General features: G+C 69.2%; 12 protein-coding genes. 7 read left to right on the top strand and 5 right to left on the bottom strand.

What is annotated here, in order from left to right; translation table 11 throughout:
• Positions 1 to 559: 559 nt before the first annotated feature.
• Together CFP71_RS39960 and CFP71_RS39955 are read right to left on the bottom strand one after the other, a co-directional pair.
• A complete protein-coding gene (locus CFP71_RS39960; RefSeq protein WP_093939084.1) occupies positions 560 to 1,681 on the bottom strand; it encodes a DUF6801 domain-containing protein in 1,122 nt (373 codons plus the stop codon).
• An 83-nt stretch (positions 1,682 to 1,764) separates the two neighbouring features.
• Positions 1,765 to 3,003, bottom strand: coding sequence for a DUF6801 domain-containing protein (locus CFP71_RS39955; RefSeq protein ID WP_093939083.1), 1,239 nt, complete (start codon positions 3,001 to 3,003; stop codon positions 1,765 to 1,767).
• 487 nt (positions 3,004 to 3,490) lie between these two features.
• Between CFP71_RS39955 and CFP71_RS39950 the strand changes: the two genes are divergently transcribed.
• The 3 genes from CFP71_RS39950 (at position 3,491) to CFP71_RS39940 (ending at position 6,087) form a co-directional block, all read left to right on the top strand.
• Positions 3,491 to 4,063, top strand: a complete 573-nt coding sequence (locus CFP71_RS39950; RefSeq protein WP_093939082.1) for a hypothetical protein — start codon at positions 3,491 to 3,493, stop codon at positions 4,061 to 4,063.
• A gap of 250 nt (positions 4,064 to 4,313) precedes the next feature.
• On the top strand, positions 4,314 to 5,528 hold the full coding sequence (locus tag CFP71_RS39945) for a lipase family protein (protein ID WP_093939081.1): 1,215 nt from the start codon (positions 4,314 to 4,316) through the stop codon (positions 5,526 to 5,528).
• A 7-nt stretch (positions 5,529 to 5,535) separates the two neighbouring features.
• A complete protein-coding gene (locus tag CFP71_RS39940) occupies positions 5,536 to 6,087 on the top strand; it encodes a GtrA family protein (protein WP_244200009.1) in 552 nt (183 codons plus the stop codon).
• On the opposite strand, the gene CFP71_RS39935 is transcribed toward CFP71_RS39940, so the two are convergent.
• On the bottom strand, positions 6,027 to 7,223 hold the full coding sequence (locus tag CFP71_RS39935) for a PucR family transcriptional regulator (RefSeq protein ID WP_093939080.1): 1,197 nt from the start codon (positions 7,221 to 7,223) through the stop codon (positions 6,027 to 6,029). The genes CFP71_RS39940 and CFP71_RS39935 overlap by 61 nt on opposite strands.
• A 315-nt stretch (positions 7,224 to 7,538) precedes the next feature.
• Here CFP71_RS39935 and CFP71_RS39930 point away from each other — a divergent pair, with 315 nt between their 5' ends.
• The 4 genes from CFP71_RS39930 to CFP71_RS39915 all read left to right on the top strand — a co-directional run bounded on the left by CFP71_RS39930 (position 7,539) and on the right by CFP71_RS39915 (position 12,898).
• A complete protein-coding gene (locus CFP71_RS39930; RefSeq protein ID WP_093939079.1) occupies positions 7,539 to 8,759 on the top strand; it encodes a PucR-like N-terminal domain-containing protein in 1,221 nt (406 codons plus the stop codon).
• 341 nt (positions 8,760 to 9,100) lie between these two features.
• The gene (locus CFP71_RS39925; protein WP_093939078.1) at positions 9,101 to 10,090 is read left to right on the top strand and encodes an alpha/beta fold hydrolase; all 990 of its coding nucleotides are present in this window, start codon (positions 9,101 to 9,103) and stop codon (positions 10,088 to 10,090) included.
• 340 nt (positions 10,091 to 10,430) lie between these two features.
• On the top strand, positions 10,431 to 11,621 hold the full coding sequence (locus CFP71_RS39920) for a PucR-like N-terminal domain-containing protein (protein WP_167406442.1): 1,191 nt from the start codon (positions 10,431 to 10,433) through the stop codon (positions 11,619 to 11,621).
• Positions 11,622 to 11,653: 32 nt separating this feature from the next.
• Positions 11,654 to 12,898 (top strand): PucR family transcriptional regulator, encoded by a 1,245-nt coding sequence (locus tag CFP71_RS39915; RefSeq protein WP_093939076.1) that lies wholly within the window; start codon positions 11,654 to 11,656, stop codon positions 12,896 to 12,898.
• Between the two features lie 322 nt (positions 12,899 to 13,220).
• On the opposite strand, the gene CFP71_RS39910 is transcribed toward CFP71_RS39915, so the two are convergent.
• A complete protein-coding gene (locus CFP71_RS39910) occupies positions 13,221 to 13,871 on the bottom strand; it encodes a hypothetical protein (protein WP_093939075.1) in 651 nt (216 codons plus the stop codon).
• A gap of 12 nt (positions 13,872 to 13,883) precedes the next feature.
• Positions 13,884 to 14,387 (bottom strand): hypothetical protein, encoded by a 504-nt coding sequence (locus tag CFP71_RS39905; RefSeq protein WP_093939086.1) that lies wholly within the window; start codon positions 14,385 to 14,387, stop codon positions 13,884 to 13,886.
• Positions 14,388 to 14,392 lie beyond the last annotated feature (5 nt).

Raw genomic sequence — 14,392 nt, 5'->3', positions numbered from 1 at the left:
GCGTGACTGAGCGGACGGCGCACGTGATCAGACGGACGACACGCGATGGACTCGGCCGTCGCCGAGTGTCGTCCGGCTGATCACACGTGTCGTCCGCCTGGACACACGTGTCGTCCGCCTGGACACGCGAAAGTACTGAGCTTGGTCACCGTGGTCGTGAGTGGCGATTCGGGCTATCGAGAGGTATGGCAAAGGTGTCCTGTCAGGTACCAAGTCCGTGAAGGCCTCCTTTGCCTTACCCCTCGATAGAACCCGAATCGCCACTCACGACCACCTGGACCGACCTGGCGGAGGAGGTGTCGGGATCGCGCTATTCCGGCAGCCGGGGCATTCAGAGGACTCACTGCGCGATGCCGCCGGGACCGCTGGGCCCGGGTGGTCGTGATGCGAAAGCCACGTTCACAACCTTCAACGTTGCGAAAGTGGCTTTCACAACCCGCGCCGCACTGTTCAAAGCCCTACCGGCCACATCCAGCGGTAGACGACGCGACGAACCCAGCAGGTAACCAAATCACCAGCCCACCAGAACCCGAATCGCCACTCACGACCCACGCGACCCCTAACCCTTCCGCGGGCTCAACACGAGATCGAACGTATTGCCCTCCCCCTGCACAAAGGTGCTCAGATACGGGGTGAACGCCCCGCAACCGGTCAACGGCGCCAGCAAGTAGGTACCGGTGAGCGCGCCCCCTGCCGCCATGGTGAAACCGTCGCCGGTACGCAGCTCCGCCGTCGACGGGGCCGACGTCCGGCAGCCCGGCCCGCTGCTGACCGGCATGCCGACGAGCGTCACGAGCGGAAGGACGGTCGTGAACCGGGGCCGCGCGACGAAACCGGTCCCGGCCAGATCGCCGCCTTGGGGTCCGTCGGCGACGAACTCCAGATCGGCCGCGCCCGGCACGAAGCCGAACAGCCGGAACTCGGTGTGCGCCTTGTCGAACACCGGACCACCGCTGAACACCGTGGCCGCGGTGGGGCTCAGGTCGAAGGTTCCGGTCAGGGGCGCGGTGGCGCCGAGCGCCTTGACTCCGGTCTTGCCGGCGACCGCGTACCGATGCCCCGCGGGCTTCTCACCGAGGTCGAAAGAGAGCAGGACCGCGTCCTGGCCGGGGTCGAGCGCGCAGTCCGAGGTGAACGAGCCGATCCCCGTGTACGAGCCGTCGGCTTTCTTCGGGGTCAGGCGGGTGGTGAAGTCACCGACGGTCAAGGTGGTCTTGCCCGGCTTCGCCAGTGTCACCGTCGGCACGGAGCCCTTGGCCACCGTGGTGAAGCTGCCGGACGGCGGAAGTTCGGTTTTGGCGACGTCCAGCGGGATGCGCACGGGGAACGGCTTCGCGTCCCCGTTGACCAGCGTGACGCCCGCCGCCGCGGTGCCTTCGATGGTGGTGGCGCCGACGAGGTTGAGCCCGCGCGCCGCCTTGTCCGGCACGGTGACGGTGATCGTCAGCCCGGAGGTGGTGAGCGTGCCGCCGGGCGCGGTCGGGACCTCGAAGTCGGCCTTGATGTTCACGTCGAGCTTCTGCAACCCGATCAACGGAAAAGGGCAGGTGAACGACAGTTTCTTGTCCACGGGGGTGCCCGCCGCCGCACTGTGGACGGCGACGAACAGCAGGCTGGCGGCGGTGAGCAGGACGATGAGGCCCGCCGCGAGCAGCATCCGGACGTTGATGCGAAGGGGCATGGTCGCCTTCCTGACGACGCCGAAACGGCACTGAAACGGCACCGGTCCCCGCCGCGAGCAGCGACGGGGACCGGCTTGCCTGACTACTTCTTGGTGAGGTTCAGGTCGAGCGTGTTGCCGTCACTCTTGGCGAACGCGCTGACCCAGTCGTTCAGCTGGCCGCAGTTCTGCAACGCCGACAACGAGTAGGTGCCCGTCAGCTTCCCGCCCTTGAGCAGGTCGAAGTCGGGACCGGTGGTCATCTCGCTGGTGGACGGGCTGACCGTGCCGCACTTCGGGTCACTGCTGATCGGGATCCCGAAGACCTGCACGCTCGGCAGGAACACGTTGAACTTGATGTGCGCCTTGAAACCGGTGCCGACGAGCTCACCGGTCTGCTTGCCGACCTGTTCGACCTTGATCTCCGACTTACCGTCGATGAACCCGAAGAGCTTGAACTGGGTGGACGACGGGTCGAGCTTGAGGTCACCGGTGAACGTCTTCGAAGCCAGGTCGACGTCCGCGTCGAAGCCACCGTTGATCGGCGCGGTGCTGCCGAGCGACTTCAGCGCGGTCTGACCCTTGATGCCGAACGCGTACTTGATCCCGCCGCCACCGGGGGTGGTGGTCGGCGTGGTCGGGGTCGTAGGCGTGGTCGGCGTCGTGGGGGTCGTCGGCGTGGTCGGGGTGGTGGGAGTGGTCGGCGTGGTGGTGCCGCCCCCGCCGTCACCGATCTTGATCGTCGCCAGGGTGTTGTTCTGGCCCGGATCCTGCGTGCACGGCGCGTCGATCGTGCCGTCCGGCGTGATGCCGGTGACCGAACCGTCGGCCTTGCGCGGGGTGACCTTCAGCTGGAGGTCACCCACGGTGATCTTCGCCTCGCCGGGCTGGTTGAAGGTCAGCGAAGGGGTCTTGCCCGCCGCGTTGACCGTCATCTCGCCCGAAGTGGGGATGTTCTGCTTGGCGATGTCGTTGGGGACCTTGACCGGGAGGTTGAGCCCCGGTGCCGCCACGGTCGCCGCCGCGATGGCCTGGCCTTCCAACGTGGTGGCACCGATCAGGTTGAGCCCGCTGACCGTGTCCGCGTTGATCGTGGAGATGGCCTTGATGTCGAACGTTCCGGTCGGCTGACCGGTCTTGACCGACAGCGGAAGATCGGTGTTGATCACCACCTTCAGCGACTGCGACCCCACGAGCGGCAGGTTGCAGTGGTAGTTGAGCGGGAGCGAGATCGGATCGGCGACACTGCTCTGTGCCCCGACCACGAGTACCGCGGTGGCAAGCCCCACGGCACCGGCAGCGGCGGCGGCGACCGCCTTCTTGGTTCCTCTACGGTGACTCACGATCGTCCTTCCGTGGTATCAACGATGATACGAAACGGCGTACAATTCCCCAGAGCAATGAATATCGGCCCGAGAGAATTCTCCGGGTAGCGACGATGTCTGACGGATCGCAACCGAACAGTAAACTAACGACGCGTCCGCACCGCTATCAAGTGCTTCCCCGGAAAAGTTGACGCGGTCCCGGTAAATTGTCACCCTGGCACGGTGCGCACACCCGGTTCCTAGTAGCGGCACATGGGTTTCCCCAGCACAGGGCCAGTCGAGGCCGCCTGAGGAACCGCTGACGCAGGTGACAATCACACCGCGCGAAACTATCTCGCGGGTGCCAATCGACCTTTCCCCGCACACCCCTGTCTTGCCTGCCGGATTCTTTCGTGAGTAACCTCGCGGTTCAGCAAGCCGGTCACCGCCGACCACCGCGGATTCGCACTCCTCGTGCCACGACCGGCCCTCTTTCGCCGAATTCGACGGGGAAACCATGAAAAGAATGCGCCGCACGGCAGCGCGAATCGCGTTCGCCATCGTCTCCGCGACCGCCGCCGCGGTCCTGCTGAGCGCCTGCGGGTCCGACAAGCCCGCCGACACCGGGCGGCACGCCGACCCGGCCGCGCTCGCCTGGGTGGACAAGGTGTGCTCGGGGGTCGCGACGGGCTCGGCGAAGATCTCCCAGCCGCCCGCGTTCGATCCCGCCAACCCGCAGGGCACGAAGACCGCCATGGTCGGTTTCCTGAACTCGCTTTCCGCCGCGCTCGACGACATGGCGGGCGGGATCCGGAACGCCGGTGTGCCACCGGTCCCGGATGGACAGTCCGCCGTGGACAAGGCCACCACCACGCTCGGCGAAACCAAGACGAAGGTGTCCGCCACCCTGACGAAGATGCAGGACGCGAAGGTCACCGATCAGGCGAGTCTCCAGAAGGTGGTCGCCGACGCCGACTCCTCGATGAGCGGGCTGAGCGAGCCTGAAGGCCCGATCAAGCACCTGCGCGCCAACCCGGAACTCAACCTCGCGTTCGCCGAATCCACCACCTGCCGTCAGGTCTACGGCGGAAACGCCTGAGTGCCCACCTTCGTGAGGCGAAGCGGTCGTGGTGGTGTCGCGGGCCGGGCGGGGCATGCTCCACGCGGAGCCTCCCCCGGCTCACGCCTCACCGCTGCTTTCGCGACACCTTCGATCCCCCTCCATCACAGCCACCTTGCCGACGCGGCCGTGACACGTTGTCGATCGGCTCGACAACCCTCACCGTCGCCGACCCACGCAGACCGTCCCCTCGGGGACGTCATCCCATCCGCGCTCTGGAGGCCCGGCCGTGCCGATCTCGTTCCCTCACCCCTCCCGCCGGCTGCTCGCCGCGGCGGTGGCGACCGTCCTCGCCGCCGGTCTGCTGACCGCGCTGAGCGGGACCCCGGCGAACTCCGCCACCCCGGCGGCGTCCGACGACTCGTTCTACACCCCGCCGTCCCCGCTCCCGGCGGGCAAACCGGGCGACGTCATCCGCTCGCGGATCTCGAAAGCCGGTCCACGTAAGGATTCCGTCAACGCGTGGCAGGTGATGTACCTGTCGACGGACGCCCTCGGGCGGCCGGACGCGGTGACCGGGACGGTGCTGGTGCCGAAGAACGTCGACCCGGCGAAGGCACCGATCGTCTCGTTCGCGGCCGGTACGCACGGTCCCGCGTTCGACTGCACGCCGTCGAAGATGATCGACATCGGCGCGTTCTACGAACAGTCCGGTCTCGACGACGCGCTCGACGCCGGATACGCCGTCGCGCTCACCGACTACGAGGGCTACCGGCAGGACCCGAAGACGACGTACGTGGTCGGGCGCTCGGAAGGCCCGGCGGTGATCGACGCGGTCCGCGCCGCACAGCGTTTGCCGGAGGCGAAACTGTCCACCGACGCCAAGGTGGCCTTCCGCGGATACTCGCAGGGTGGCGGAGCGGCGGCCTGGGCCGGTGAGCTCCAGCCCGCCTACGCGCCGGAGCTGAACCTCGTCGGCGTCGCCGCCGGTGGCGTGCCCGCCGACCTCGTCCAGGTCACCCTGCAACTCGACGGGAAAGCGGGTTTCGGCGTCTTCGCCTACGCCCTCGTCGGCCTGGACAACGCGTACCCCGAGTTGAAGCTGGACTCGTTCCTCAGCGACAACGGCCGCGTGAAGCTCGCGGAGATGCAGAAGAGCGCGTGCACGTTCGAGCTGCTCACCACCTACGCGAACCAGAAGATCGCCGACTACACGACCAGTGCCGGATACGTCCGGCCGGAATGGGTCAAGCGGCTCAACGAGAACAAGCTCGGCGGCACACCGCCCAAGGTCCCGGTGTTCCTCTACCACGCCACCCAGGACCAGCTCGTGCAGTTCGCCCAAGCCGACGCCCTGCACAAGGCCTACTGCGCCGCCGGGGTCAAGACGACCTGGAAGACCTTCGAAACCGACCACATCACGGCGGTCTACACCGGCAACGCCGACGTCCTGGCCTTCCTCAAGGACCGGGTCGCGGGCGTCCCGACGACGTCGAACTGCTGAGCCCGCGGTGCTCAGAACCGCCCCCGCGTCCTTTGTGGACGGCGCGGCGGCCGGCGGCGCGCGGACCGGGAAGCGGCGTGAGCTGCTCCGGTTCGCCACCGTCGGCCTCGCCGCGTTCGGCCTCACCCTCGGGACCAACTACGGGCTCAAACTCACCGTCCTGCAAGAGAAACCGGTCACGGCGCTGGCGATCGCGACCGTTGTGGCGACGGCCTTCGCGTACTTGCTTTCCCGGCGCTGGGCGTTCCACACCCGCGGCGGCAGGCGACGGCTCCACGAGGCGACGCTGTTCTTCGCCGTCAACGCGATCGCCGTGACGATCAATCTGTGCCCGCCGCTGATCTCGCGGTACGTCCTGCGTCTCGAAGTCCCCGAAGTCAGCTTTCTCGCCCAGGAGATCGCCGACTTCGTCAGCGGGATGCTGCTGGGCACCGCGGCGGGGTCGGCGTTCCGCTGGTGGGGCTACCGGCGCTGGGTGTTCCCGGTCGCCGGGGCCCGTCAGACGTCCGCGGGGCGCAGCCGTTCCGCACGCAGCGCCAGCTCGATCCGCAGCCGCTGATCCGGATCGTCCAGCCGCTCGCCGAACAGCTCCGCGAGCCGCCGCAGGCGTGCCCGCACCGTCTGGGGGTGCACGGCGAGCTGCCGGGCGATCTCGGGCGCGCTCCCCCGCGTCTGCACCTGCGTGAGCAGGGTCGCCGACAGCTCGTCGTGCTGCTTCGGCGCTAGCCCCGACAGCGGTTCCAGCGCTTCTCCGGCCAGCCGATCCAGCAGGAACTCGTCGGCGAGCAGCAGCAGCGTGGTGAGGTGCTCCTCGCACCACAGCACCGGCCCGACCGTGGTGATCAGCCCCCGCCGGGCCAGCTCGGACGCGCGGCGCGCGATCCGGAACGATTCGGCGGCCTGGTCCGCCGGGACCGGCACCCCGACCGTCGCGGACCAGCCGGACGGCAGTTCCCGCAGGCCGTCGAGATCGGCTTTCGGACAGGCCACGAGGGCACCGGGCGCGTCCGACACGAAGTCCGCGGGCACCGCCGAGGGCAAGAGGCCCGACGGGAAGGCGGGCGCACCCGGTTCCGAGACGAAGACGACGGCGGTGACGCGAGGCGGGATCCGCCAGCCGATGGCGACGGCGAGCGCTCCGGCGTCGGCCTGGGTGTACCCCGCGCCGGCGGTCAGCAGCCGGAACAGCCGGGCCCGCTGCTCCGCGGGCCCTGCCGATTCGGCCTGCGCGGCGTTGTATCCGTCCGTGAGCGCCATCGTCACCTCGACGACGTCGCCGAAGAGGCATTCCGCCGCCCCATAGAGGACGTCGCCGGACAGCTGGAGCTGACGGCCGGCCGCGGCGATCGCACGCCACAGCACCCGGCTCGTGACCCTGAACGCCGCCTGCGCGGCCTCGCGGCTGAGTCCCTGATGGAACGCGAGCCTGCCCTGCGCGCGGAAATCCGCCAGCAGGTCGTTCTGCAGCAGTTCGGGGACGCCGACCCGGTCGATGGCGCGTTCGATGCCGCGCCTGGTCAGCTCGACGGCCGCCGCGCGGGCCTCGCTGTCACTGAACACTTCGGCGCATTCAGCGATCTCGGACACCACGCCTTCGACGCAGTGCCGGGCGATCGCCGGGATCCGGGGACGGACGGCGTCACCGAGTTCCCTCGGCAGACGTGCCCACAACGCGCCAACGGGCTGCCAGCTCACGTGTGCGTTCTCCCGCTGTTGAGTAGGCCGACGATTACGGGCACGAATTCCCTTTCGTCCGCGCGCCACCGGCGCACTCGAATGCACGGAGCGTAGGACCGGCGCCACATCCGTGTCAAAAGCCGCCACACCGAAACGCCCGTCCGTGTCACGAACGCCGGGTATCGCGACTTTCCGTCATCAATTCAACGTCACATTCGCGGTACACACCGTCGGCCGATCCAGTAGAAACACTCCGGCACCCGTTCCCGTCGATCCGACGCGGTTGTGCAAAGGGATTCATGTTTCCCTCCCCCGGTTCGAAGAAATTCAAAGGTGGTCTTCGTGGTCCAGTACCGCAGTTTCGGCATGCTGGCGACGCTGCCGCGTTCGCTCGGCGAAGAACTGCGTCCGTATACCGGGCACGCCGCCGCGGCCATGATCAAGCAGGTGCAGCGGTCGGTCGCCGCGTACTCGCAGCCGTTGCGCGGCGTCTTCGGCCGCGTCCTGGTCGTCTCCTGCGAGCGGGCGGTGCGGCACTACGTCGACTGCATCGGAGATCCGGACCTGCCCCACGACCGCTGGATCGACTTCTACCGCATGCGCGGGCGGATCGAGTTCACCGAGGGCCGGAGCCTGGAACCGTTGCACGACAGCGCGACCATCGGCGCGCGGACGGCGTGGCGGGCGATGCGGCCCATCGTGCGCGGGCTCGGCGTCGGCCCCGGCGTCATCGCGCTCGCGGCCGAGTCCGTCTTCGTCTACGTCGACGAACTGTGCGCCACGGCGATCGAGGGATACCACGAGGCGGAGGCCAAGGCGGCGGGCGCGATCCCGCTCCGGCGCCGCCGCCTGCTGGAACTGATCGCCCAAGCACCGGAAGGGTCCGCGTGCAGCATCGCCAGCCTGGCCGACGGCGCCGGCTGGCGGGTTCCGGGGACCGCGGCCATGGTCGCGCTTCAGCGCTCGCCTGGCGCGCCGGAGTTCCCCGCCCACCTCTTGGCCGAGACGGTGCTGCTCGACCTCGATTCCGCCGAGCCGTATCTGCTCACCGCGGATCCCGACACCGATCTCGCGCCGCTGAAGGACGCGCTGGACGGCTGGCGGGTGGCGGTCTCCCCCGTGGTTCCGCTCGCCGACGCCCCGGCCGCCCTCCGCACCGCCCGCCGCGCACTCCTGCTGACCAGCGACGACGCGCCCGGCCCGGTCATCTGGTGCCGGGACCACCTGGCGACGCTGTGGCTGCTGGCCGAGGACTTCCTCGGCGCCGAGATGGCCAAGCGGAGCCTCGACCCGTTCACCTCGCTGAGCGAGAAACAACAGGAGCGGCTCAGCGAAACCCTGCTGGCGTGGCTGGAGACCCGCGGCGGGGCGCCGGAGATCGCGCAGCGGCTGGGCGTCCATCCGCAGACCGTGCGGAATCGCCTCCGGCAACTGGAAGAACTGTTCGGCGACCGGCTCAGGGACGCCGACGACCGGCTGGGCATGCAACTCGCCCTGCGCGCGCAGCGGCTTATGCGCGCGCTCCGCCGCGACGACGGGACGCCAGGGAACTGACCCGCCGGACCCGCCGTTCCGGTGGCCGCACGGTGGGCAGCACCCAGCGGAGGCCGCGGCGGGCGCGGTTCGCCCTCGGCTGGTCTACATGGAAGTCCGCCCGGCAGGCCATCGCTTTTCTCCCGGTGGTGACGGGTGTTTACCGACGCTTTCCTGAATACCGGGACGGTGGGAGAATGTCGATGCGGAATAGTCCCGCCGTCACGGTTTTGGCATCCGGATCGGGGTCCGAACCGAAATTCTTGTCATCCGGGTGGCAATTGCCGGACGTGTCCGGCGACACGCTGACGGAACCGCCGTTCTCCACGTTATTTTGACGCCTGACCACGGAAAGGCGGGACATGGCCCTCGAAGCGCGCACACTGACCCTGCACGGGCAGGAAATCCGGCTGCGGAAATACCTCCCGTCCACAAAGGACACCACCGGTGAACCGCTCGTGCTGCTGCACGGGATCTCGGGCAGCGGTGAGACCTGGGTCCCGTTGCTCGAGCACTTCGAGCGGACCGGGTTCGGGCGCCGCGTCCTCGTCCCCGATCTTCCCGGCCACGGTGCTTCGGGGTCGCCACGGGCCGACTACGGGCTCGGCGCGATGGCCAGCGTGGTCCGCGACGTCCTCGCGCTCACCGGGCACCGGCACGCGACCATCGCCGGGCACTCCCTCGGCGGCGGGATCGCGATGCAGTTCGCCTACCAGTTCCCCGAGATGTGCGCCCGGCTGGTGCTCGTGGGCAGCGCCGGACTCGGCCCGCAGGTGACCTCGGTGCTGCGCGCGACGGCGCTGCCGGGGGCCAAGCTGACGCTGTCGGCCGCGGTCAATCCCGTCACCGTCGCGATCGCCCACGGGCTCGCCGCGGCCGGCCGCGCGCTCGGCGGGAAGCTCTCCCCCGAGACCCGGGAGCTGACCCGGCACCTCGCGTCGCTGGCCGACCCGGGCAGGCGGCGGGCGTTCCTGTTCATCGCGCGCAGCCTGATCGACCTCCGCGGCCAGCGCGCGAGCGCGATCGACAAGCTCTACCTCGCCCGGGAGGTGCCCACGCTCGTCGTCTGGGGCGCGCACGACCCGCTCATCCCGGTCGCCCACGGCCGGAAGACTGCCGAACTGCTGCCGGACAGCCGCTTGACGGTGTTCGAAAATGCGAAACACTTTCCACATGTGGCCGACCCGGCCCGGTTCGGCGGCGAACTCGAACGCTTCCTCGCCGAGACCACGCCCGCCCGGTTGACCCTGGACGAGGTCGTCGAGGTGCTCATCCGCGCCAGCGAGGCGGCGGAGGCGCTCGAGAAGGTCCCGGAAAAGTTGTCATCCGGGCGCCATCTGAGGCCTGCCTAAATGTCACTCGCCACCGGATCGGACCACCCGTTCGGGTGTAGTCCATCCAGGTGGCCGATCAAGGCCCCACCAGCCGTTGACAGCCCTCTCAGCCGGATTTTATGTTGCGTGAGCCACAAAATCTGGATCGGCTTCACCGTTGAAGAGGCTGATTTTGTTGCCAGCAAGGATAAAAAACATGACCGACTTGGATACCGGATTCTCGCGGCACGATCTGCGGACCGCACGGCCCGACCCCGACGTGCGCCACCCCGCCACCCCGCACCGCCAGCCACCGGGTCCGGTCCAGCGACCGCGCGCCTTCACGCCGGCACCGAGAACCCCAGTGGAGAACCGACCTGTGCGCAGCACCGGCGCGAACGGCCTGTGGGCGTCACTGCCGAGGGACATGGGCGAGCGGTTCCGGCCGCGGGCCGATCCCTTGGCCCGAGCCATCCTCCAGGAGGTGCAACGAGCCGTCCCCGAATACGCGCAGCCGTTGGAAGGCGCGTTCGGACAGATCATCACGCAGGGTATCCGGCAGGCGATCCTGCACTGCCTCGATACCGTCGGTCAGGGGACGGCCCCGCTCGACAAGTGGTCGGCGGTGTTCCGCAACCTCGGCAAGGTCGAGTTCAAGGAAGGCCGCAGCCTCGACTGCCTGCAGACGGCCTACCGCGTCGGCGGTCGCGTCGCGTGGCGGCACGTTTCGGAATTCGGGCAGGCGATCGGAGCGGACGCCGATCTCCTGTGCACCGCGGCCGAGGCGATTTTCGCTTACGTGGACGAGATTTCCGCACTGTCCATCGAGGGCTACACGGCCGCGCAGGAGCGGGCCGCGGGCACCAGGGCGAGACGCAGGCGCAGGCTGCTCGAACTGATGCTCTCCGACCCGCCGTCCTCACCGCAGTCGATCGCGTCCCAGGCCGCCAACGCCCAGTGGGCGCTGCCCGCCGAGGTCACGGTCGTCGCGCTGGAGCGGCGGCCCGGCCCGTCGGACCCCGACAGCGCAGACCTCGACGCCGACGTCCTGGTCGACTTCGAGGGCCCCAAGCCCTGCCTGGTCACCGGCGACCCCGACAAGCACCTGAAGGACCTCGCCGAACGGCTTCCCGGCTGGCGCGCGGTGATCGGCCCGGCCGTGCGGCTCACCGAGGCGCCGCGCTCCCTGCTGTGGGCACGCCGCACGCTGCGGCTGGTCCAGCGCGGGGTGCTACCGGACAACCCGGTCACGCGGTACAGCGATCACCTGTCCACCCTGTGGCTGCTCGCCGACGAGTTCCTGGTCCGCGAGCTGTGCACGCGCAGCCTCGCCCCGTTCGACGACCTCACGCCGAAACAGCGGGCACGGCTCGGGGAGACGTTGCTGATCTGGCTGCAATCGCGGGGCAGCGCTCCGGAGATCGCGAAGAAGCTCAAGGTCCACCCGCAGACCGTCCGGTACCGCATGCACCAGCTCATCGATCTCTTCGGCGACCGGTTGAACAACGCCGACGACCGGCTCGACATGGAGATCGCCCTGCGTGCGGAGGCGTTGCTCGCCGACGATTGACCAGCGTTTCCCACTCACAACGAGGTGACGAGGTGACCCGACCGCAGGATGGTCGCAGCGGGGTCGAGGCGACATACGGCCCGCTCCTCACGCCCGCTCGGCCGGGAGGGTCGAGCGGGCGTCCCGTCCAGCTCTGGGCGCTGCTGCCGAGAGAGCTGGCGACCGTGTTCCGGCCGGTGCTGGCCGACGTGGCCGGGGAGGTGGTCCGCGAGATCCAGCGGACCATCCCCGACTACGCGCGGCCACTGGACGGCGCGTTCGGGAAGGCGCTCAAGACCGGCGTCCAGATGGCGTTCCTTCAATTCGTGGAACGGATCGGGAACCCGGAAGCGCCGTCGGAAGACCGCCGGAGCGTGTTCCTGAGCCTGGGTGTCCAGGAATTCCAGCAGGGCCGCAACGTCGACGTCCTTCAGGCGGCGTACCGGGTCGGCGCCAGGGTGACGTGGCGCCGGGTGGCCGAGGCAGGCCGTCGCGCGGGCGTGCCCTCGGCGACCCTGTGCCTGCTCGCGGAAGCCATCTTCGCCTACATCGACGAGCTGTCGGCGCTGTCGGTCGAGGGTCACGCGGAGGCGCGGGAAAAGGCCGCCGGCGCACTGGAACGGCGGCGTCACCGGCTGATGGAGGTCCTGCTCACCGAGCCGCCGTCACCGCCCGAAGTCGTCAAGCACGCCGCCGAACTGGCCCGCTGGCAGTTACCGGACCTGCTCGTCGCCGTCGCCCTCGACAGGCCTTCGGACGAAACCCCGGCGGCCGCGTCGACGGCGCTGGCCGACTTCGAGAGCACCTCCCCCTGCCTGCTGCTCCCCGCCCCGCGACCGGAGGAACGGGAGCAGTTCGCCGAAGACCTGGCGGGCTGGCGGGCCGCGATCGGTCCCGCGGTCCCTCCCGCCTTCGCCGCGCGTTCCCTGCGGGCGGCCCGGGAGGCCCTGCGGCTCGTCGACTCCGGCGCGCTCGTCGACGAACCCGTGACGTGGTGCGTCGACCATCTTTCGCGTCTGTGGCTGCTCAAGGAACCGTTCCTGGCCGCCGAACTGGTCCGGGAACGGCTCGGCCCGCTCGCCGGGTTGACCGGGAAGCAGCATTCACGCCTGGCCGGGACGCTGCTGGCGTGGCTGGAGACGTGCGGGAACGTCCGGGAGGTGGCCGAACGGCTCGCGGTGCATCCGCAGACGGTGCGGTCCCGCGCCCAGGAGCTGGAGGCGCTGTTCGCGGACGGGCTGCGGGATCCCGAGCGGCGGTTCGAGATGATCCTGGCCCTGCGGGCCGCCCCCTCCTGACCCTGCCCCCCTTGGGCAACGTTCGTGGAGCCGGGACTCACGTGCTTGAAGCCGGATCTCGCGTGATTGGAGCCGGAACTCATGTGTGCGGCGTCCAATCACGTCAGATCCGGCCCCAAGCACACGAGTTACGGCTCCAGTCACGCGAGTTACGGCTCCAAGCACGCGAGATCCGTTTCTGATCACGCGAGTTCGGTGCCCAGTCACCCAGGGAGAAGTACGTGAAGGCCCCCTTCCTTGCGCTAGAAGCAAGGAAGGGGGCCTTCATGTACTTCGGCGCTCGCGCCAGCTCCGCATTTAGAGGACGAAATGCGGCGAGGAGTCAGGCGGCGGCGAGGGCGGTGACGCGCCAGCGGCCGTCGGAGCGTTCGGCGCTCACGCTCAGCTGAGCCGCACCAGTACTGCGTTGCCCGTCCCCGCGCACGCCGGTCTGGTCCAGGAACACCAGCAGCGACGCCCTGTCCCCGTCGAGGACCTTGACGCCCGAGACCACCGGAGTCGACGTCACGACCAGCTTCTGCTCCGCCGCCAGCCCCCGGACCTGCGCGAACAGCTGGTCGTACTGCCCGAGCGCGGGTCCGGTCAGGACCTCTTTCGCGGCTTGCTCGCTCTTGGCTGGATCGTCGTAGCGGTACGAGAAGACCGTGCCGAGCGCCTTGCCGATCTGATCGCTCACCTCGGCGGTGGTGGCGACGTCGGTCAGCGCGGTGTTGTGGGCCAGGACCGACGTCGCGTCCCGCGCCTCGACGGCGAACCACCCCGCGAGGCCCGCCATCACCACCGCGACCGCGCCGAACACCACGATGCCCCGCCGCCGCTTGACCGGCGCAACGACCTCAGGCGCCGAAGAGACGACAGGGGCCTCAGGGGCCTCGGGGACCTCTTCTTCCGGAGGTTCGAGGACCCGCGTACTCCCGCCCATTTTCCCGGCGACCTTCACGGCGCGCCGCACCGGCTTCCGTTTCGTGGTCATCCCGTCCTCCCCTCAGGGCTTTCCGGTGTCGGTCACCGGCACCTGGCCGAGCGACGTGACCCGCCACCCGTCCGGCGTCCGGTTCAGGCCGGCGCGGAACCGGTTGTGTTTCGTCATGGCTTCCCCGCCGTCGGGCCGGACCTCGAGTTCGACCGAGGCGATCACCTCGGCGGTCCCGCCGCCACTGTCCACTTCGGTCACCGCGGCGTCGACGACCCGGCCGGTGGTGACGGTCTTCGCCTGGCCGATCCGGCCCAGCCCGCCTTCCCGGTCCCGCGCCAGTTCGTCGTGCAGCGCGCCGCCGGACAGGTTCAGCCAGGTCTGATAGCCCTGCTCGGCCTGCCGGTAGTCCAAAGTGGTCAGGGCGGCCACGGACTGCCTGCCCGCCTGCAACGCCTCCTCGCGGACCGTGGCCCGCGCGACGCCGTCGTCCCGGCTCGCGTCCCACCAGGAGTAGCCGAACCAGGCGGCGAACGCGGTGGCCACCACCACGAGCAGGACAGCGAGTCGAGTCATCGTCT

It is taken from the genome of Amycolatopsis thailandensis, from assembly GCF_002234405.1.
Taxonomy (GTDB): domain Bacteria; phylum Actinomycetota; class Actinomycetes; order Mycobacteriales; family Pseudonocardiaceae; genus Amycolatopsis; species Amycolatopsis thailandensis.
This window is presented reverse-complemented; position numbering and strand designations above follow the sequence as displayed.